This is a genomic window from Paraburkholderia lebeckiae (assembly GCF_050436225.1).
GTDB lineage: Bacteria > Pseudomonadota > Gammaproteobacteria > Burkholderiales > Burkholderiaceae > Paraburkholderia > Paraburkholderia tuberum.
In genome coordinates this window covers 3,245,415-3,263,801 of sequence record NZ_JBNDLU010000002.1, presented here as the reverse complement: position 1 = coordinate 3,263,801, position 18,387 = coordinate 3,245,415, and the positions used below count along the sequence as shown (strand labels likewise).

The 18,387-nt window shown below is 61.2% G+C and carries 19 protein-coding genes; 5 read left to right on the top strand and 14 right to left on the bottom strand.

Annotated features, from left to right (window positions below; translation table 11 throughout):
• The first annotated feature begins 14 nt into the window (after positions 1-14).
• Positions 15-2,384, top strand: a complete 2,370-nt coding sequence (gene xdhB, locus OKW45_RS29635; RefSeq protein ID WP_429472691.1) for a xanthine dehydrogenase molybdopterin binding subunit — start codon at positions 15-17, stop codon at positions 2,382-2,384.
• 31 nt (positions 2,385-2,415) lie between these two features.
• On the top strand, positions 2,416-3,006 hold the full coding sequence (xdhC, locus tag OKW45_RS29630) for a xanthine dehydrogenase accessory protein XdhC (RefSeq protein WP_429472690.1): 591 nt from the start codon (positions 2,416-2,418) through the stop codon (positions 3,004-3,006).
• Here xdhC and OKW45_RS29625 read toward each other — a convergent pair.
• The 3 genes from OKW45_RS29625 to OKW45_RS29615 all read right to left on the bottom strand — a co-directional run bounded on the left by OKW45_RS29625 (position 3,003) and on the right by OKW45_RS29615 (position 6,376).
• Positions 3,003-3,956, bottom strand: coding sequence for a LysR substrate-binding domain-containing protein (locus tag OKW45_RS29625; protein ID WP_429472689.1), 954 nt, complete (start codon positions 3,954-3,956; stop codon positions 3,003-3,005). The two genes, xdhC and OKW45_RS29625, sit on opposite strands and share 4 nt — an antisense overlap.
• A 200-nt stretch (positions 3,957-4,156) precedes the next feature.
• Positions 4,157-4,813 carry a 2-hydroxychromene-2-carboxylate isomerase gene (locus tag OKW45_RS29620; protein WP_429472688.1) on the bottom strand — a complete coding sequence of 219 codons (657 nt, stop codon included), beginning with the start codon at positions 4,811-4,813 and terminating at the stop codon, positions 4,157-4,159.
• Positions 4,814-4,972: 159 nt separating this feature from the next.
• Positions 4,973-6,376 (bottom strand): TAXI family TRAP transporter solute-binding subunit, encoded by a 1,404-nt coding sequence (locus OKW45_RS29615; RefSeq protein WP_429472687.1) that lies wholly within the window; start codon positions 6,374-6,376, stop codon positions 4,973-4,975.
• A gap of 149 nt (positions 6,377-6,525) precedes the next feature.
• On the opposite strand from OKW45_RS29615, the gene OKW45_RS29610 reads away from it, so the two are divergent.
• The 3 genes from OKW45_RS29610 (at position 6,526) to OKW45_RS29600 (ending at position 7,885) form a co-directional block, all read left to right on the top strand.
• Complete coding sequence (locus tag OKW45_RS29610; protein ID WP_429472686.1) at positions 6,526-6,663, top strand: hypothetical protein; 138 nt, start codon at positions 6,526-6,528, stop codon at positions 6,661-6,663.
• Between the two features lie 278 nt (positions 6,664-6,941).
• Entirely contained in the window at positions 6,942-7,286 is a 345-nt protein-coding gene (locus tag OKW45_RS29605; protein ID WP_018419551.1) for a BON domain-containing protein, read from the top strand.
• 350 nt (positions 7,287-7,636) lie between these two features.
• Positions 7,637-7,885 carry a hypothetical protein gene (locus OKW45_RS29600; protein ID WP_184007584.1) on the top strand — a complete coding sequence of 83 codons (249 nt, stop codon included), beginning with the start codon at positions 7,637-7,639 and terminating at the stop codon, positions 7,883-7,885.
• 41 nt (positions 7,886-7,926) lie between these two features.
• On the opposite strand, the gene OKW45_RS29595 is transcribed toward OKW45_RS29600, so the two are convergent.
• The 11 genes from OKW45_RS29595 to OKW45_RS29545 all read right to left on the bottom strand — a co-directional run bounded on the left by OKW45_RS29595 (position 7,927) and on the right by OKW45_RS29545 (position 17,779).
• Positions 7,927-8,715: a sulfite exporter TauE/SafE family protein gene (locus OKW45_RS29595; RefSeq protein WP_018419554.1), complete on the bottom strand. Its 789-nt coding sequence runs from the start codon at positions 8,713-8,715 to the stop codon at positions 7,927-7,929.
• A gap of 255 nt (positions 8,716-8,970) precedes the next feature.
• Positions 8,971-9,624: a LysE family translocator gene (locus OKW45_RS29590; RefSeq protein WP_429472685.1), complete on the bottom strand. Its 654-nt coding sequence runs from the start codon at positions 9,622-9,624 to the stop codon at positions 8,971-8,973.
• 1,037 nt (positions 9,625-10,661) lie between these two features.
• Positions 10,662-11,294: a hypothetical protein gene (locus OKW45_RS29585; protein ID WP_429472684.1), complete on the bottom strand. Its 633-nt coding sequence runs from the start codon at positions 11,292-11,294 to the stop codon at positions 10,662-10,664.
• Entirely contained in the window at positions 11,260-11,772 is a 513-nt protein-coding gene (locus OKW45_RS29580) for an N-acetylmuramidase domain-containing protein (RefSeq protein ID WP_429473387.1), read from the bottom strand. Before OKW45_RS29580 ends, OKW45_RS29585 begins: the two co-directional genes overlap by 35 nt.
• Positions 11,773-11,844: 72 nt before the next feature.
• Complete coding sequence (locus OKW45_RS29575; RefSeq protein ID WP_429472683.1) at positions 11,845-12,084, bottom strand: hypothetical protein; 240 nt, start codon at positions 12,082-12,084, stop codon at positions 11,845-11,847.
• Positions 12,075-12,482, bottom strand: coding sequence for a hypothetical protein (locus OKW45_RS29570; RefSeq protein ID WP_429472682.1), 408 nt, complete (start codon positions 12,480-12,482; stop codon positions 12,075-12,077). The genes OKW45_RS29575 and OKW45_RS29570 overlap by 10 nt, the downstream gene beginning before the upstream one ends.
• Positions 12,483-12,556: 74 nt before the next feature.
• Positions 12,557-13,231 (bottom strand): hypothetical protein, encoded by a 675-nt coding sequence (locus OKW45_RS29565; RefSeq protein WP_429472681.1) that lies wholly within the window; start codon positions 13,229-13,231, stop codon positions 12,557-12,559.
• Positions 13,218-14,627 (bottom strand): N-acetylmuramidase family protein, encoded by a 1,410-nt coding sequence (locus OKW45_RS29560; protein ID WP_429472680.1) that lies wholly within the window; start codon positions 14,625-14,627, stop codon positions 13,218-13,220. Before OKW45_RS29560 ends, OKW45_RS29565 begins: the two co-directional genes overlap by 14 nt.
• 40 nt (positions 14,628-14,667) lie before the next feature.
• Positions 14,668-17,151, bottom strand: coding sequence for a type VI secretion system Vgr family protein (locus OKW45_RS29555; protein WP_429473386.1), 2,484 nt, complete (start codon positions 17,149-17,151; stop codon positions 14,668-14,670).
• 287 nt (positions 17,152-17,438) lie between these two features.
• Entirely contained in the window at positions 17,439-17,582 is a 144-nt protein-coding gene (locus OKW45_RS29550) for a hypothetical protein (protein WP_429470565.1), read from the bottom strand.
• On the bottom strand, positions 17,579-17,779 hold the full coding sequence (locus tag OKW45_RS29545; protein ID WP_018419563.1) for a hypothetical protein: 201 nt from the start codon (positions 17,777-17,779) through the stop codon (positions 17,579-17,581). The genes OKW45_RS29550 and OKW45_RS29545 overlap by 4 nt, the downstream gene beginning before the upstream one ends.
• Positions 17,780-18,387 lie beyond the last annotated feature (608 nt).

The window sequence follows — 18,387 nt, the reverse complement described above, 5'->3', positions numbered from 1 at the left end:
CGGAGAACACAACCATGAACCAGCAAGCCGAACCGTTCCTGAAAGAGCTTCAGGAACTCGACGACTTCACCCAGGTGCACGTGTCGCGCCCGCACGAGTCCGCGCATCTGCACGTAAGCGGCCGCGCGACCTACACCGACGACATCCCCGAGCTGGCCGGCACGCTGCACGCGGCGCTGGGGCTGTCGTCGAAGGCGCACGCGAAGATCGTCTCGATCGCGCTCGACAATGTGCGCGCGACACCCGGCGTCGTCGCGGTCTTCACCGCCGACGACATCCCCGGCGTCAACGACGTCGGCCCGATCGTTCATGGCGACGATCCGATCCTCGCTGACGGCGTCGTGCAATACGTCGGCCAGCCGATGTTCATGGTGGTCGCGAAATCGCACGAGGCGGCGCGTCTCGGCGCACGGCGCGCCGAGGTGGTCTACGAGGAACTGCCGGCGGTGCTGAGCGCGCAGCAGGCGCGCGCCGCGAACCAGTTCGTGCTGCCGCCGATGAAGCTCGCGCGCGGCGACGCCGGCACGAAAATCGCGCGCGCCGCGCATCGCGACGCCGGTGAGATGCTGCTCGGCGGCCAGGAGCAGTTCTATCTGGAAGGGCAGATCTCGTACGCGGTGCCGAAAGACGACGACGGCATGCACGTCTACTGCTCGACCCAGCATCCGACCGAAATGCAGCACCTCGTCGCGCAGACGTTGGGCGTTGCATCGCATAACGTATTGATCGAATGTCGGCGCATGGGCGGCGGTTTCGGCGGCAAGGAATCGCAGTCGGCGCTGTTCGCCTGCTGCGCCGCGCTCGCCGCGTGGAAGCTGCTGTGCCCGGTCAAGCTGCGCCCGGATCGCGACGACGACATGATGGTGACCGGCAAGCGTCACGATTTCCACTACACCTACGAAGTCGGCTACGACGAAGAGGGCGTGATCGAAGGCGTCGCGGTCGACATGACCTCGCGCTGCGGCTTTTCCGCCGACCTGTCGGGTCCGGTGATGACGCGCGCGCTGTGCCACTTCGACAACGCGTACTGGCTGTCGGACGTCTCGATCGACGGCTTCTGCGGCAAGACCAACACGCAGTCGAACACGGCGTTTCGCGGCTTCGGCGGCCCGCAGGGCGCGTTCGCGATCGAGTACATCCTCGACAACGTCGCGCGCTCGTGCGGCATCGATGCGCTCGACGTGCGCCGCCGCAATCTCTACGGCAAGACCGAACGCAACCAGACGCCGTACGGCCAGCTGGTCGAAGACAACGTGATTCACGAGCTGATCGACGAACTAGAAGCGACCAGCGACTATCGCGTGCGCCGCAAGGAGATCGACGCATTCAACGCGAACAACGAGATCCTGAAGAAGGGCCTGGCACTCACGCCGGTCAAGTTCGGCATCGCGTTCAACGTCACGCACTTCAACCAGGCCGGCGCGCTCGTGCATATCTACACCGACGGCTCGGTGCTCGTGAACCACGGTGGCACCGAAATGGGCCAGGGGCTGAACACGAAGGTCGCGCAGGTCGTCGCGCATGAACTCGGCGTCGGTTTCAACCGGATTCGGGTGACCGCGACCGATACCAGCAAGGTCGCCAATACGTCTGCGACGGCCGCGTCGACCGGGTCCGACCTGAACGGCAAAGCCGCGCAGGACGCCGCGCGCCAGTTGCGCGAGCGGCTCGCCGCGTTCGCGGCCGAGCGCTTCGGCGCGGGCAGCGTGAATCCGCGAGACGTGCGCTTCGCGCATGATCGCGTGATGGTCGGCGAGGTCGCCATCCGGTTCGAGGAAGTGGTCGCGAAGGCTTATCTCGCGCGCATCCAGTTGTGGTCCGACGGCTTCTATGCGACACCGAAGCTCTACTGGGATCAGTCGAAGCTGCAAGGACGGCCGTTCTACTACTACTCGTATGGCGCGGCGGTATCGGAAGTCGTGATCGACACGCTGACCGGCGAAATGCGCGTGCTGCGCGCCGATGCGCTGCACGACGTCGGCGCCTCGCTGAATCCGGCGCTCGACGTCGGCCAGGTGGAAGGCGCGTTCATTCAGGGCATGGGCTGGCTCACCACCGAGGAGCTGTGGTGGGACGCCGGCGGCAAGCTGATGACGCACGCGCCCTCGACGTACAAGATCCCGACCGTCAACGACGTGCCGCCGGTTTTCAATGTCAGGCTGTTCAGGAACCGCAACGCGGAAGACAGCATCCATCGTTCGAAGGCGACCGGCGAGCCGCCGCTGCTGCTGCCGTTCTCGGTGTTCTTCGCGGTGCGCGACGCGGTGTCGGCGGTCGGCGGCCATCAGGTCAATCCGCCGCTCAATGCGCCCGCGACCAGCGAGGAAATCCTGAAGGCGGTCGGCGCGGTGCGGGCCGCGACGGCGGCCGCGCGGCAGGCGTGATGGCGAGTGGCAAACGAGTTGGGAGCGCAATATGGAAGCACGCCTGAATTATTGTCCGGGCGGGACCGGACCCGAGCTTGCACCGCGGCCGGCGCCGATGCATATCGTGTTGTTCGGCGCGGGACACGTCGGCCATGCGCTCGTGCATCTGCTTGGCAGCCTGCCGTGCGTGGTCCAGTGGGTCGACGAACGCGACGAGCTGTTCCCCGACGAAACGCCGCCCAATGTGCAGGTCGAAGCGACCGACACGCCCGAGGCGATCGTCGACGCGGCGCCGCCCGGCGCGTGGTTTCTGGTGATGACGCACAACCATGCGCTCGATTTTTCGCTGGCCTCACGCATCATGCGACGGCGTGATTTCAGCTACTTCGGCATGATCGGCTCGAACACGAAGCGCGTGAAGTTCGAGCGGCGACTGCTCGAACGAGGCGTGGAGTTGGAGCGGCTCGCGGAGATGACCTGCCCGATCGGCGTCGAAGGGATCGTCGACAAGGCGCCTGCCGCGATCGCGATTGCGGTGTGCGCGCAACTGCTGCGACTGAGGACACGGCAGGCCGCGACGGTTCATGCTTTGGGGCAGGCCGCGAGCCACGTCCGCGCAACGGCGCAGATCACGGTTTAGGCCATACGACGGCGCAACGGGGGCTTGCGCGCGACCAGCTCACCCGACACCTCGGACATCAACGTCCTCAGCCAGCCGATATCGCTCGGCCGATCCGGCTGCGGATGCCACAACTGATAGCAGCGGATGCGCGGAAACGCGATCGGTACGTCGACGACCGCGAGCGGCAACATGCTCGCGTAGTGCATCGCGAAGCGCCGCGTCGTCGTGAAGATCAGATCGGATTGCAGAAGCGTCTGCGCGACGAGCCCGAAGTAGGGCAGCGTCGCGACGATGCGCCGGCTCGCCTTCGCCCGCGCGAAGCCGGTATCGATCGCGCCGCCGCGCGCGCCGCTGTAGGGCGTCGGCGCGAGATGCGGCGCGGCCAGATAGGCTTCGCGGGTGAGCGGCTCGTGTGTCAGCGGATGGTCCGCGCGCATCATGCATACGACGGTATCGGCGAACAGGTCGCTGCGCTCGAAGCGCGGATCGGGCTTCGGCCAGTTGCCGATCACCAGATCGAGTTCGCCGGCGTCGAGCGCGGCCGAATGATCGAGCAGCGGCCCCAGCGATTCGATTTCGAGCCGCGCATGCGGCGCCGCTTCGCGAAAACGCGCGATCACGGTCGGCATGAAGAAATCGTTCAGATAGTCGGGCGCGGCGACGCGAAAAGTGCGGCGCGAGCGGCTCGGGTCGAAATCGCCATGCGGCGTCGCGACGAAATCGACATCGCGCAACACGCGCTGCGCGGCCGCGAGCAGCGACTCGCCGTATTCGGTCGGCACCATGCCCGACTTGCCGCGCACCAGAATCGGATCGCCGAGCGTTTCGCGCAGCTTGCGCAGCGCGGTGCTGATCGCGGGCTGGGTCTGGTTCAGCCGCAACGCGCTCTGCGTGACGCTGCGCTCGACGAGCAGCGTGCGCAGCACGCGCACGAGCCAGATATCGAGTGAGGCGGCGGTGTCGTCCATGATCGAAGCGTGGTGGCGCGGGCGCTGCCGATGAGCTCGCCGCGCGGCGCGCGCATGGGGTGCGAAAGCTTAACCTTAGGCCCGTTTGCGCTTCGGCGGCATAGCGGGCGCGGTATGGCCGGCATCAGCGCGACGCCTGCCGGCATCGAGCCGTTCGGGCCGAAGCCGCAACCAGGGCGCGGCCCGCTGCGGCCGCCGTGTTATGCCGGTGTTGGCTTGTCCGGCAGCCCCCACGGTAGCGAACTGATCCGCTTCACCTCGCGCGATTCGAGCCAGTTCGGCGTGCGCGCGCAGTACAGCACCATCGGCAGCGCGTCCTCGCCCCAGAACAGCTGATCGTTCAGACGAAACGTCGGCACGCCATAGACGCCGAGTTCGATCGCATCGGCGGTATTGCGCTGCAATTGCGCCTGCACGGCTTCGTCCTGGATCAGTTCCGGGCCGTCCGGCTTGCCGACGCGCTCGCACAGCTCGGCGAACGCTTCGTCGCTCGACGGATCGCGCCCGTCGCGCCAGATGAAGCGGAAAATCTCGCGCACGAATTGCACGTCGCCGTTCGCGGCGGTCGCGAGCAGCAGCGGCTTCGTCGAATCGAAGGGATGGGCGGGCGGCATTTTGTACGGAATGCCGAGCTGCTCCGCGCGAAACAGCGCGTGCCGGTACATGAAGGCGCGCTTGGCGGGCACGCTGTACGCGGAGCGCTGGCCCCAGTGGCGATACAGATCGTTCAGCACGACCGGCGTGAACGCGAAGTCGAAGCCGGGCCATTTGTCGTATTGCTCGAGCAACAGGTAGGTGAACGGCGAGACGAAATCGTAAAACCACTGCCGCTGTTGGGCGTCGATGCCAACGGTCATAAATGTCTCCCGGATTGCCTGTGTCGGACGATGCGGACGGTGCGTCCGTTATCTCATCAAAATTGTAGCGATCTTACCAGGTGCGGTCCTGGCTTGCACCGGTCGATATCCCCTGGTGGCGGCAGGTGGGCGTAGTTCCGGCGGTGTCGTCAGAGGTGCTCAGCCTTTGACTTTATCGGCCGCCTGCTCGTCGGCCTCGTTCAGCCCGCCCCGCGTGTCGCGGCTTTCCGTGAGCCGTCGCCGCACGAAGCCGATGTGCTCGCGCAGCACGTAGAACTGGTCCGCGTACGCGAGCGGCATCTTCATGCCGTTGACCGAGTCTTCGATCGCGTCGAGCCGCTCGATCAGCGACGCGCGTTCGGCCGACGAATGTTCGCTGAGCGCGCTGCGCTCGATCGCGATCAGAGAGCCGTACCAGCGATAGATGCGCGATTTGACGCGCCACGCGTACAACCCGGGCACGACGCGCAGCGCCGGCACCAGCAGCACGATCAGCGGCACGATGATCACCAGCAGGCGGTCCGCGAGACTCGCGATCCAGAACGGCAGCGTCCGGTACAGGAAGCTCTTGCCCGACTTGTAGTAGCGCGCGGCGTCGTCGGAAAGTGGGAAGTCGTGCGCGAGCGGGGCGGGGAATTCGCCGGCGCGCTGCATCGTCGTCGCGCCGCCGTGCACCTCGCGGGCGGCTTCGATCAGCAGATCGGACAGCGCCGGATGCAGCGAATCGCGCGCGATCAGTTCGGCGGTCGGCGCGACGATGCTGATCGAGTTCGCCGGCAGGTTCTTGCCAAGGTCGAAGGCGCCCATCGGCACCTTCAGCTGCGTCAGGTACGGAAAGCGGCGCGTGTACGCGTCGGCCTGCGAAAAATCGTAGAAGCGCACGTTCTGCGTGCGGTAGAGCTTGCCCATCACGGCCGGCTGCGCAGAGTCGCCCGCGAGGAAGGTCGCGTCGATCGTGCCGTCGATCAGCGCGTCGGCGGCTGCGTCGCCCGTCAGCGGCAGCAGTTGGGTCGGACCGCCGGGCACGATGCCGTTGGCCTTCAGCAGCGCGAGCGCGAGCTCGCGCGTGCCGCTGCCCTCGGGGCCGATCGCGAGGCGTTCGCCCTTGAACCCGGACAGCCAGTCGACGGGGGCGCCGCGGTAGAAGATCGCGAGCGGCACGTAAGCGACGCTGCCGAGCGACATCAGGCTTTTGTCCTTGTCGAGCCCGGCGGGCGCGATGCCGCTCTGCACGAAACCGGCGTCGACGTTTGCGTTCGGATCCAACAGCCGCTTCAGATTTTCCTGCGAGCCCTGCGAGGCCAGCACGTTCAGCGTGATGCGGTTGCGCGCGAGGATCGTCTTGTACTTCTGCGCGGCGATCCAGAAGGTGCTGCCGACGGGACCGGCGCTAATCGTCAGCGTATTCGGCGGCGCGGGCTGGATCAGCCGCACGGCGGCCCAGATTGCGACGATCACGAGCAGCACGAGCGGGCCGAACGAGACCGCCAGGTCGCGCCACGAGATCGCGACAAAACGGGCGACGAGACGGGTAGGGCGGGTGCGGCCGGTGTCAGGCTTCATCGGATCATCTGAAAGCGGCGGTCGATCGGACTCGAATGCGCGAAGGCGGCTTGGGCGGTGCGCGCCAGCACGCGTCGCGCCGATGGTACCTGAGATCGGCGCGGCCGCGAAACGCGTAGCCGCCCGTCACGCCGACAAACGCGTAACAAATGGTGAGCGTCGCGGTGAACCGCCAGCATGAGCGCTGGCATGATGCCCGTGCAAATTTTTGCGCGATCACGGAGCGTGTCCGCTTCTATCCGGCACGCATGACGCACCTGCTGTCGGCGCGCCACGCCACGCGCTAAACCCTTTGCGCTTCTGTGCCGGCTAGATTAAATTGTGCATCGCTACCGCGATCCAACGTTTGCGGCGCGACCCCGGCAAGACGGACAAGAACCGGGTGCGTCGGCGGACGTCGCGGTTGGCCGGTTACTGGTAATCGGCGTCTCTCGCCTCTTGCACATCGTGTCACAGCCGTTGCCGGCCGAACCTCACGCGCGCGTTCGCGCGAGGACGGCCGCCCGTAGTCGTAACGATGCCGCTTGTTCATGCGGTCCAATGTGAAACCAAGGAGAAGAGAGCTATGAAGACGGTCGGTTTTCTGAAAGCACTGGGTCCGGTTGTGGCGATGGTGGTGGCGTGCAACGTCTACGCCCAAAACGCTCCGGCAACCGATACGGCGTCGGCGGCAGCCGCAGTCAAGGCCGGCAAGCACGCGAATCACGAACTCGGCCGCAAGGTGCGCGCCGCGCTGACCAAGACCCAGGGTCTCGATGTGTCGAACATCGCCGTGCGCGCGCGCGGCGGCGCAGTGACGCTGACCGGTACGGTGCCGGACCAGGGTCAGATCGATTCGGCCGGGGAAGCCGCCAAGGGTGTCGCGGGCGTGACGTCGGTGTCAAACAAGCTGACCGTGATGCAGCAGTAAGCGATGCGCGTGCGCGCGCGGCGCCGCACGGGCCGCGTCGCGCGGTGGTGCGCAGCGGCGTGGTGCATGGGCGCCGTCGTCGGCGTCGCGAAGACGGTTTGACGCCGCGCTTGCATCGCGTCGCGAGGTCTGTCTATCAATTCGGAGGCTCCGGCGTGATCGCCGGAGCTTTTTTTTCGCCGCCGGTTTTAGCACGTGGCACTCGCGAGGTTTGCGGGACCGCAGCAATGCGGCTTGCCACACGCACAGGTCGCGATGGAGGCGCGGCCGTCGCGGATTCGTGCGCTGCGACACATTACCGACGCATCGCGAGGCGTACTGTGACCAGCAGGGAAGGGGGAGCCAAGGTCATGGAAACCACGCTGTTTCGCTATATCGATCTGCCGATCGGCGATCGCGCGGCATTCGAACTGGTGTGCGCGCGCCACGGTTTCGCGCCCGCGCATTTCCACATCAGCGCGAGCGCGGCACCCGGTGAGCCGGCGCACGAGCGGGTCGTCACCGTGCGGCGCGGCAGCTGGTCACAGTCGTATTACGACCGCCACGGTCAGTGGGTCAGGCAGTTCGAGGCCGATCTGACCTGCCGGTTTTTCAAATAGACACGGGTTGCGGCGTGCGCGGTTGACGCGTCTTCAGCGCCTCACGACAACACCAGCCGCACGCCGACCAGCGTCAGCGTCGCGGCGAGCAGATTGCGCAGCAGCGCATCCGGCGCGCGCGAGGCCAGATAGCTGCCGAGCGCGATGCCGGGCAGCGATCCCACCAGCAGCGACAGCAGCATCGACCAGTCGATCGAGCCGAGCAGCCAATGTCCGGCGCCCGCGAGCAAGGTCAGCGGCACCGCGTGCGCGATGTCGGAGCCGACGATGCGCGTTGTCGGCAGCATCGGATACAGCAGCAACAACACCGTCACGCCGATCGCGCCCGCGCCCACCGACGTCAACGACACCAGCACGCCGAGGGTCGCGCCGGTCAGCATGGTCAGCGCGAGCGTGCGTGCCTGGCTCGGCGCACGTTGCTTGCGCGCGCCGAGCGCCGCGAGCTGCGGACGGAACACCAGCGCGATCGCGGTAATCAGCAGCGCCGCGCCGAGCACGACCTGGATCAGCCGGCCCGCGCCAGGCGTATCCATTCCATAGCGATGCAGCAGGATCAGCGTGACGGTCGCCGCGGGCACGCTGCCGGCCGCGAGGCGCAGCGTGACCTGCCAGTCGACCGAGCCCTTCAGCCCGTGCACCAGCGTGCCGGTCGCCTTGGTGGCGGCCGCGTACAGCAGGTCGGTGCCGACCGCGGTGGCAGGGTGCACCTTGAACAGCAGGACGAGGATCGGCGTCATCAGCGAGCCGCCGCCGACGCCCGTCAGCCCGACCAGAAAGCCGACGAACAGGCCGGAGACGGAGTACAGCAGATTGATGTGGGGTAGAGCCATTGAGCGGACAGCTGACGCAGCGCGGGTGAAGGGTTGGGCGGCAAGACCGGCGTACGCGCCGGGGCGGGTGAGTGCGGCGGCGTGCGGTGCGCCGCACGGCCGCGTCGGCTGTCGCCTCAGCGGCGAAAGGCGCTATTGTCGCAAAACTGCCGCACCAGCGTGCGGCACTTGCTCAGGGTGAGCGCGTTGCCGCTGGCAGCGGGCTGCGTTCGGCGTGTACGGCACCGGTGTGCCGCATGGCGTGTGAGGTGCCGCTCAGAGCGCGCGGCGGATTTCGACGACGCCGAACGCCGCGAGCGTAAGGCCGACCACGCGATCGATTGCGACGCGAAGCCTGCTGCCGATCGCGTGACGCGCGAGCGATACCATGGTCACCAGACAGCACCACCACGCGATCGAGCCGGCGAACACACCGCCGACCGTCGTCAGCGCGATGGCCGGCGAGAACGCGCCGCGTGGCGCGAGCGTCGTGAATAGCGCCGCGAACATAATGACGGTCTGCGGATTGGTCAGCGTCAAAAGCAGCGCGCTCGCGTACGCACGCAGCGCGCCGGCGCGGCCGATCTGCGCGAGCTTGCCGTTGCAATTGCCATTGCCATTGCCGTCGGCGGTTTCAGAGGACGGCTTCTGCAGCAGCGCGCGCACGCCGAGATACAGCAGGAACAGGCCAGCGAGCAGATGCAGCGGGCGGTCGTACGCGAGCATGAACTGCGAAATGCCGACGAGGCCGAGCGCCGCGATCAGCCCGTAGGCCGCGTCGCCGCTGGCGATGCCGAAGCCGATCGCGAGTCCCGCTCGCGGACCGCCGCTCAGCGTTCGGCGGATGCACAGCATGCCCATCGGACCGACCGGCGCGGCGATCGCGAGGCCGACGCCGGCAGCGGTGAAAAACAGACTGGTGGTGGACATGGGCAGGTTCTCGAGCGTTGTTCTGGTTGGGGCGGTCGCCTGCGGGCAGCCGGCGCACCCGCCAGCATAGCCAGACCGAAAATCGCGGGCAAGGGCGGGGATGGGTGAGACTCGACGCGCGATGACTCGCTTCAGCGGATCGGCCAGCATGGCGATGAAAGCTAACATCGCCGCGCTCGCTTACAACGGCTTTTTTGCCAGAAAACAAAAATGCCGCTCAGTGGCTTAATTGAACGGCATTGCGGCTCAATGCCGCTTTTTTGTTTGGCCGTGATATCGGGGAAAATTCGCCTAAAAATGAGATGGCCAGAGCAATCGTTAATATCTGTCAATGAAGTTTTGTCTCAAATTAAAATCATTGACCGTGCCCCCGTTTAGATGCTTAATTCGCCGGGTGTTTTATGGAAAATCAAAAGAGGTCAAATGGGCCAACAGAAAAAGACAGGTGCCGCGGGCGAGGAAGAGTGCCAAGTTTGTCGTGTCACCTATTCAATATACTCAAACTTCCCGCCAATGCCGTCTGCAATGGTGATGAACGTCGAAACTGGCGAATGGTTTCCGCAGGATAGGCTTCGGTCGTATTCGAACGGTTACGAAATGGCCGACGCCCTGGGTTATGCATGGGCGTGCGATTGCCGCGGTCGCACGGCAGCCTCAGCGCTGACGTCGAAAATTCGCACTCACGACGAGTATTACGTGCTCAAAAAAAACGATGGCCAACCCCCAGATGGCCGGTGCATAGTGTCAACAGGATGATGGATGACGATCAGATAGTCTTGACGATTATCATCAGGTAGCTGGCCCACTGCGTAGCTCAATACCTCAAACCCCTTCGGTATGAGTTTGACAATGTTTGCTGGCAATACGGCTGCGTGGACCATGCCCGCCGTAAACAGGGCAAGTAAGAAAGAATTTTTGCACAATCAAATCTGCGAAAAAAATTCAATTTCACGTCCTCATTCTTAGAAAGGCTGCCACGAAATATTTTTTAACAAAGGCGAAACAGTCAAAATGCCTACCCGCAAGGAGGGCTCGTGCTATTGGTTACATTCAGCAAGCCGTTTTCGTGCGGTAGCAAGCTCGCCAAACTGGTTCCCCGGACCCAGGCAACTATCGTCCTGGCGGATCGAGAGTGAACCGTCCGAGTGAGGGGTCAGCACAAGCAGCGCAGTGAAACGGTGATAGTTGTTCCCGATCTCGTCTATCGACTTGGCCGGGTCGATGCCGCGATGGTATTGAACCGTGGTGAGCAATGCGGGCTGACCCTTATATGTCACGGCAGAAACGCCTTCAATCCAGTTGCAGACGTTGGTGTCGCTATGGTCCTGAATATTGACCCGGATGCCATTCACGTACCTGTAGTTTTGGTCAAAGAAATCGAATTCGCACCAGCCACGCCCGCCAGGATACCCGTGGGTAACAGGCTTTACGACTGGCGAAAGCATCGTGCTTGACGAAAGAAAGTAGGTACTCCCATTCTCAAATCTTGCTCGATATGTATCCTGCCCGTCCCACCAGGAAAATTCCGGTCGCTGCTTTACAGCCAACTCTAGCCGATTATCAAATACGGCTTCAGGCTTATCAAGGGAGATAGTTTTCGAAAAGGCCACTTGTCCGCACAATGCAGCGAATATGCTAAACGCGCAGAGCACCAGTTTTGATTTTTTCATATGCTTTCTTGAGTTGGTCATCGTAGTTATTTTCACTGTAGCCCGGTCCATTGTAGAGCCAGGCGGCGTTTACCCAGTTTTTCTCAATTAACGCATTTCTCAACGTCCCATTGCCATGCTTTGGATCACTCTTGCTCAGAGCGAATGGTATAAAAAGATCGAGAAGATGTCTGCGCTCGGAAGTGCAAGCCGCCTCCAGAAACTGCTGAATCGTCTGAAATCTCAAATCTTTCCAATTCTCTTCTAGCACCTGAAATTTACCCCACGAACAGGCCTGGATCGCTGCATCCGCATCCAGCAGGTATGCGCGCTCGAAACGTTCATACTGGTCTGCACCATATCGATCGTTCGGGGCGATGGGATGCCCAGCCTTGTCAAGTTTTTTCCGCGTATAGTGTTTTTCGCTGGAAATATCGGCGTTTGCCGCATCAAAGCGGTGATTCGAATGCTTAGAAAATTTATGCCTCTCATAGAGGATTTCAACGGGTCTACGACCTCGGCCCCGAGCAAGCGCCGCGCTGCCGGAGGCGGCGTAACGGGCATCAGAACGTCAGGCTGATGCGATGACCTCATCCGCCTGAACGAAGTGCCATTGCCGGAACTCCGGGTCGTAAAGCGCGAACTGGTCAAAACCGGGTTCCGCGCGATCCGCTTCCATCGTCGGCGCATCCCGCCACGCCTGATGCGCCAGCGCCCGCAGGTCGCGTTCACTCCAGTCCGAGAAGGTATTCACTGTTTCGTTCCAGGCAAACAGCCCTGCCTGCTCATGAATTTCATCAATCAGACGCAACAGCCCGCCTGGCAGTTTCCGTACAGTGCCCCCCCCCCCGACTCCAGTTCAGGCGAGGTGGACAGCACGGCATCCGGCATGCCGTCCGGGCGAATCAGCAGTTTGCCCGAACACGCCCGCCACGCGACATGAACGCAGGCGATCACCGGCCGGTCGCCTGGTGTCCCGCCCGCTTCCGGCCGCAGTGCATCGACCGGATGGATGACGATGGATTGTTCTCGTCCAACAACGACTGCGGGATTCCGCGAGATATCAAGCAGTGCATCGAAAGGCGACGGGTAGCAGCGCAGCGCCACCTGTCCATCCGCCAATTCGCTGCCGAGATAGCGGCGTTCTCCATCGTCCTTCTCGAACATGATCACGTAGGCAACCGGGTCCCGCGTGCGGAATGCGCCCATTCACTATCCCCCCAGTATTTGCACTGTTCGTGGCTTTGTTATGTCGGTGGATTCGCCAAAACAAATGAAATCAATCATTGCTTACTCGCTGCCGGGAATGGGTTCACGAGATCAGCTGAGCGGACCCAGCCGGTTGAGATGTGCCTTTTATCGTCATCTTCGATTAGCATATCGGGATTGACATAACGAATATATGAATAATTATATTTTTTATTAATCACAACAACCATGTCTCCCGGCAAAAGATAGCCATGCTTATTTATTGAATCCGGATTCTGATAAATAAACGACCTCCTGTTAACAACACCAATTCCCATGCCGGAAGTTTTCGCTATCTCTGTGTAAGGAAGACCCCCATCACCCGAAAACAATCCAGCTGCACTTTGACATCCGCCCTGAGGCCTTTCAGTACTTATCGTTACGGTGTTTCCATTTTTTGATAAAACTCCACGAATAAAAGAATTATGCTCGATCTGAGCATATGTATATCCATGCCTTTGATAATCAAGAGAAAATGTTTCTATCGGTACATTTTCATCCCGATCGTGAACTGATTTTTTCGACATAAACAAGAAATTGCAATAAAACAATTCATTATGAGCAGAATAGAGTCCGTAAATTTTTTGACCATCCGAAAACGTCACGAATCTAGATTCATCATATAAAGAAACCACACCGGCCACTGCAAAATGCCAGAACAAAAATCCCACAACGGCGCAAAACAGGCGAAATATTTTACTTGAATTCATTGTAATGCGCCTCCATCCGTGCCGGATAGGCAGGCGGATAGCCCCCTCCGTTGTAGCTACTCGCAAACTTATCCCAGTGCTTTTTTTGAAGGGCATCCAAAGCTCCTGCGCTAACCTTCGTCATATACGCTACAAATATTTCGAATTGCTCATCCACACCCATCATCGCCTTGTTTGCCAGCTCCATTGGGGTTGAATATCCCATTCGATAGTAAAAGAACCCCATGACTTGAAATGCCCCCCATGAGCACGCCATAATCGAAGCGGGAAGACTTAAATTCGCCGCCCTTCCTAATCGCTCGTATTGGTACATTACATCGCCGTCTTCATGTCCCCATCCACCGTCGTCTCCCCTTGCTCTTCCAATTGAATATCCTCCTACCTTTGGCAAGCAAAGATCAGGATACTTAGGAAACAAATTCGGCAATTTTGAAATATCCCGATCTTCCCAATGTGACTTATCTTGAGTTGCCCGAAAAAAATAATGTCGCTCATACCGAATTTTCGGCAGCCCATTGTGACAAAAGGGGGTGCCAGATGATTCTGTCGCCGCAACAGCTTTGAGTGCGGCCACTTCGACTTTTAACTCGTTCGCAACTGCTTGGAATTTGGCCTCTGATATTTCAATTGTCTTGGGGTAGTTGAGCCGCGAACCTAATACGTTAAATGCGACGGTCATGGGTTTGTTCGTATCGACAACCTTATAGTGGTGCTCTATCGTAATTTTTGTTGTCTTCTTATGAGTCGTCGCATCCTCGGTCACATCCTTCTTTTTTGTCGGAAAGTCCTTCTTAACCTGCCCCTGCTCGGTGACCTTCTGCGACCAGCCAATGTACGGGCCAAAATCCTTAACCAGGCGTTCGATCGTCATGACCTCGTCTTGTTTCACAACAGGTAAATCCAGCTCCTGCTCAAGTTCATCCTTCGGTGTTAGCTTCGTCGTCGCTTCCAGGTGATACTCGGGACTGACAACGGTGAACGCGCTGATATCCTTTTTGGGCGTCACTGTCGCCTTCAACACGTACTTCCCACTCCGGTTCTTTACCCAGACAGCGATCGGCTGGCTACGCGCGGCGTTCTGGATTGTCACGGCATATCCGTTAGCGTCTGTAACCACTTCCGTCCTGTTGCTTACCGTTGGCGCTGAAGCCGATGCTTCACCAGGGGCCGATGCTCCACCCGGTGCAGATGCCGGATTCACGGCTGGCGGATCGTCACGGTCCTGTCCAAGTTTCCATTCAGGCGCTTGCGGTGCGCCCGCGCCGGCCTTAACCAGTACCGACAGTCCTTCAATCGGCTTTTGCAGGGTGTCCCTGAACAGGAAGGTCACTTTGACGTAGGGCGCTGGCGGAGCCTTGGGGGCTGCCGGATGCGGTGCGTGATGCGGATGAGTCATCTGTTACCTTTCACAAGTTACTTTAAAGAGCAAGACTGTCTCAAGCCTGCGCGGCGGCGTCTTCCAGTTCAGGGTAATCGTAGGCGTCTTCGACCACCTTCCAATCCCCGGCTCCAATTTCACACCTGACCTTTACCGGTTCCGCTGTGCTGACGCTAAACGTCGAGCCTTCGACCAGCACGCCCTGCTGCTTGAGCGTGCCATCGGGCAAATAGATGTGATAGGGCTGGTTAGCGAGCGTAAGTCCATCCCCTTGGCTTTTCACAACAGTGCTGACATCAAACATCTGCGTGTACAGTTCGTCCGGGTTCTGCTCAATTGGCACAGGCGGAAGCGATACGGGATTGCGCATCGATGCCTTGCCTTTCTTCTGCACCGTGATCGTCTTGATGAACAGGTCGAGCGGGCCGCCCAAGGTGATGCTGCCGTCCTTCATGTGAATGAACGCACCGCCGCATTCGAGGATGATTTCCTTCGCTGCGGAGAGGTTGACCCTGCCGTTGACGCTTGCAACGGTCACATCCTTGTCCGCAATGAACGACATCGGGCCGCTCTGGGCCTGAAATTCGACCGGCCCTTTGGCAGCAAAAATCCTGATGCCAAGTTTCTGCGCGAACAGCGATATCTTTTCGCCCGCCGCAATCGTAAAGCGCTTGACCACGCTCCAGTCGGCGTTTTTGCCAGCCACGGCGTTGATGTTCTCCTGCGCCGAAAACTGCACGCCGCCGCCCGCGACGATGCCCGCCGATGCGGGCGTGCTCATCAGCAGGCCTGGCTTCTTCAGGCCGTCCAGATCGTCCTTCATCTGCTGCTGGGCGTCGGTATCGGCTGGCTCGGCCTTCGCGCTCGCGGCCGATGCGGCGAGCGCCTTTGCGGTCGCCAGCGCGCTTTCAAGCTGCGCGATGGTCTCCTGCATGTCAAGCTGCTTGCCGGTGGCGCCGGGACGGTCATAGGTCGTAACCATCACGCCTTTGCCTGCGCGAAGCGCCCCCCAGCCCGACGATCTCAGCTCATACCCTTCGCCCCTATATTCGAGCTTGCTGTCAACCAGGTAGCCGAGATTCAGCTGCGACTTGCCCGAGTGCTCCGTGCTGAGCTTGATGCCTTCCTGACCCTCCCAGTCCTCCATGCGCAGCTTGTTGTTTTTCTGCGTGCGGATCATGTTGCGCGACAGCCAGCGCCGGTCATTCGTCACCAGGTCGCGCGCCTGGCTGTGATGATGAAACGCGACAATCTCAGGCTTGTCCGGGTCGCCGTCCCGGAAGGAAATGACCGCCTCGTCATTGTCCAGCGCGACGAAATGCATGCCGGTCTGCTGCTTGCCTGCAAACGGTTTCGCGAGACGTAGCGGCACACTCTCACCGCCGTTGGGCCAGGTGCCGAAATCGGCATCGAGCCGAACCACGTAGTAGCCCGCCGCGTTCAGGTAACCGTAGGTGTATTTGTCCGGGCTGCAAATCCGCCCGCTGAGTGTGCCGCTTACCCTGGCCCATTTTTCCGGCTCCAGTTCCAGCCGGAAACGCCGGTCGGCAGGGATCGCCTTGTAGCTGTTGGTGTAGGACGCGTCACGCGCGCCGCTGTGCGTGACCTCGATCACGACCTGACCTTTGGGCGCATCGGGCAGCACGATATCCGTTTCGAGTACGCTTGCGCACTGCAATGCGAGCAGGTTGCTCCCGCCTTCGTAGACCACCTGGCGGGCAATGGCCGCTTCGTGGCGCAGCTGCGCCTCCCACTTTGCGCCCGCCTGGTCCAGGTGGTTCGTGCCATAGAGGTACGGCTGGCCGTAGGTGGTCGGATCGGCAGGCGCGACATTCGCCGTGTCGCGCAAACGCTCCCAGGCGCCTTCCGGGTTGTAGTCTGCCACGATGAACGATTGCGGCACCGTCACGGTATGGGTCCGGATGGCCGTGACGGCTTCCACCCCGTCCGCTTCGAGTCCCGCCGCCTCGCGGTACGGCACGATCCGTTGCGGCTCGTCGTAGCGGTAGTGGTCGATGTCATCGGCGAAAACGGTCATGTCGCCATGTTCCGTTTCCACGATATAGCTGTAGATGCCGGCCTTCTGCATCAGCGTCTGGACATAGGCCAGATCATTCACCTGGTACTGGAAGCGCCACAGGTGAACCGGATACTGGCGGCGCAGGCGGAACGCTACCAGGTGATCCGGGATGCCGTGCCGGCGCAGGATGGCCTGGATGATCTGCGGTGTTGTGAGGTGCTGGTACGGATGGGTGGTCGTGACGGCGGCGAGCCGCCCGAAGTGCGACCTCAGCGTGATCGCATACTTCGTAAAATCCTTCGTTGTCTGAATGGTCGAGAAGCGCTCGATATAGCCCGAGAACTTCCGTACGGTCCCGTCCACGGCCACGATGGTGAACACCGCATCGAGGTTGAGATAGTCCGAGCGCAGCAGTTGCTGCGGGTGGGTCAACTCGATATGGACGACGTTGGGTTCGCCCATCGTCTCGGTGGCCGTGAACGAAAAGACCGATAAGGCTGACGCGCTGTCGGTGCCTGGCACCGACAGGTGGCACGCCTGGCGCCCCGTGATACCCTGGCTTAACGGGTCGAATTCTGCCACTCCCTGCTCCTTGAAAAGACCAGCGACACAGCATTGGCTGTAAAACCCGTTAACTGACCATTTAGATTTCGCGAGGTCAACGGAAACAATATGAGATAGGCGCATCTTGACAATCGTTAAAGAAAATCCGGCACATGTGATTCATTGCGCATCAGAACGGCTCCGGCCGCCCTCGCCTGGCAAGCGACTTGACACTTCCTGCCGCCGGCCCAAGAAAAACAAGACAATCAGCACGACACACAGCAACAAGGCGCATATCGTTTGCGCAGCGCCTCTCCATAGAATTGCAGCAGCGTGACGGGCAGGACGTCATGGCGGCCACCCTTGATCCAGGCTTTGGTGAAAGCCGGAAGTATCGGAAGCGTGCTCATGCTGCGCCTCCGTTCAGCAGCAGGGCGAGGTCCGAGACTTTCCAGGCGAGACGACCATTGATGCGGATCGGACCATTTTCGAGGCAGGCCAACTTGCGCAACGTCTGCGGCTTGCGGTTAAGCACAGCGGCGGCTTCATCAGTCGGCAGGACTTGCAGCAATCCAGCGCGCTGCATCAGCGAGTTGACCATCTGCATCTGAAACCTCATCTGTCGTTAGAGCAGACTCAATTTCAGAATCGGCGCATACGCCTGTCAAACAATCAACGCGCCCGCTGAGCGCTTTGTCTGGCGCGGGTTTGCGGTGTACGTTGAATCGGCGCATTGAATCGGCGCAGGGTTGAACCGGCGCGCCGATTCAACGCCGAATCAAACCTATCAGGATTTGCGGCCGTTTTTCGCGCGTCCGCCAGTCAAGCCAGCCGGAATAGCCTTCTCTACCGTCGCCGCTGAAAGGTAGTCGTTGCGCTCGCCCCTGCGCGCGTGAATAGATGCAACACGATTCGCGCGGGATCGAGGCCTCGAGCCCATCGTCACTCTCCTCCAATCGCCCACTGCACCGCCGCCTCGTCATGCAAGGCGGCGGTATCGAAGCCGGGCAGCACTGAATCTTCCGGCGCGTGTTCGTCGCGAGAATCATGAGATCGGCGCCGCTGCGTTCGAGTTGGCGCGCGGCGTTGGCCAACGGCATGCCTGATTACATCCTCACCCGTCGTCGCCCGGCTTCCTGAATCATCGAACTGAACGTTTTTTCTAAAGAAGACAAATACGACTTCGACGCAAATGATGGAGGGACGCGGCTCCGC

Coding starts and splice junctions, on each gene's coding strand:
- xdhB (WP_429472691.1), top strand. CDS start 15: ATGAACCAGCAAGCCGAACCGTTCCTGAAAGAGCTTCAGGAACTCGAC.
- xdhC (WP_429472690.1), top strand. CDS start 2,416: ATGGAAGCACGCCTGAATTATTGTCCGGGCGGGACCGGACCCGAGCTT.
- OKW45_RS29625 (WP_429472689.1), bottom strand. CDS start 3,956: ATGGACGACACCGCCGCCTCACTCGATATCTGGCTCGTGCGCGTGCTG.
- OKW45_RS29620 (WP_429472688.1), bottom strand. CDS start 4,813: ATGACCGTTGGCATCGACGCCCAACAGCGGCAGTGGTTTTACGATTTC.
- OKW45_RS29615 (WP_429472687.1), bottom strand. CDS start 6,376: ATGAAGCCTGACACCGGCCGCACCCGCCCTACCCGTCTCGTCGCCCGT.
- OKW45_RS29610 (WP_429472686.1), top strand. CDS start 6,526: ATGGTGAGCGTCGCGGTGAACCGCCAGCATGAGCGCTGGCATGATGCC.
- OKW45_RS29605 (WP_018419551.1), top strand. CDS start 6,942: ATGAAGACGGTCGGTTTTCTGAAAGCACTGGGTCCGGTTGTGGCGATG.
- OKW45_RS29600 (WP_184007584.1), top strand. CDS start 7,637: ATGGAAACCACGCTGTTTCGCTATATCGATCTGCCGATCGGCGATCGC.
- OKW45_RS29595 (WP_018419554.1), bottom strand. CDS start 8,715: ATGGCTCTACCCCACATCAATCTGCTGTACTCCGTCTCCGGCCTGTTC.
- OKW45_RS29590 (WP_429472685.1), bottom strand. CDS start 9,624: ATGTCCACCACCAGTCTGTTTTTCACCGCTGCCGGCGTCGGCCTCGCG.
- OKW45_RS29585 (WP_429472684.1), bottom strand. CDS start 11,294: ATGAAAAAATCAAAACTGGTGCTCTGCGCGTTTAGCATATTCGCTGCA.
- OKW45_RS29570 (WP_429472682.1), bottom strand. CDS start 12,482: ATGGGCGCATTCCGCACGCGGGACCCGGTTGCCTACGTGATCATGTTC.
- OKW45_RS29565 (WP_429472681.1), bottom strand. CDS start 13,231: ATGAATTCAAGTAAAATATTTCGCCTGTTTTGCGCCGTTGTGGGATTT.
- OKW45_RS29560 (WP_429472680.1), bottom strand. CDS start 14,627: ATGACTCATCCGCATCACGCACCGCATCCGGCAGCCCCCAAGGCTCCG.
- OKW45_RS29550 (WP_429470565.1), bottom strand. CDS start 17,582: ATGAGCACGCTTCCGATACTTCCGGCTTTCACCAAAGCCTGGATCAAG.
- OKW45_RS29545 (WP_018419563.1), bottom strand. CDS start 17,779: ATGCAGATGGTCAACTCGCTGATGCAGCGCGCTGGATTGCTGCAAGTC.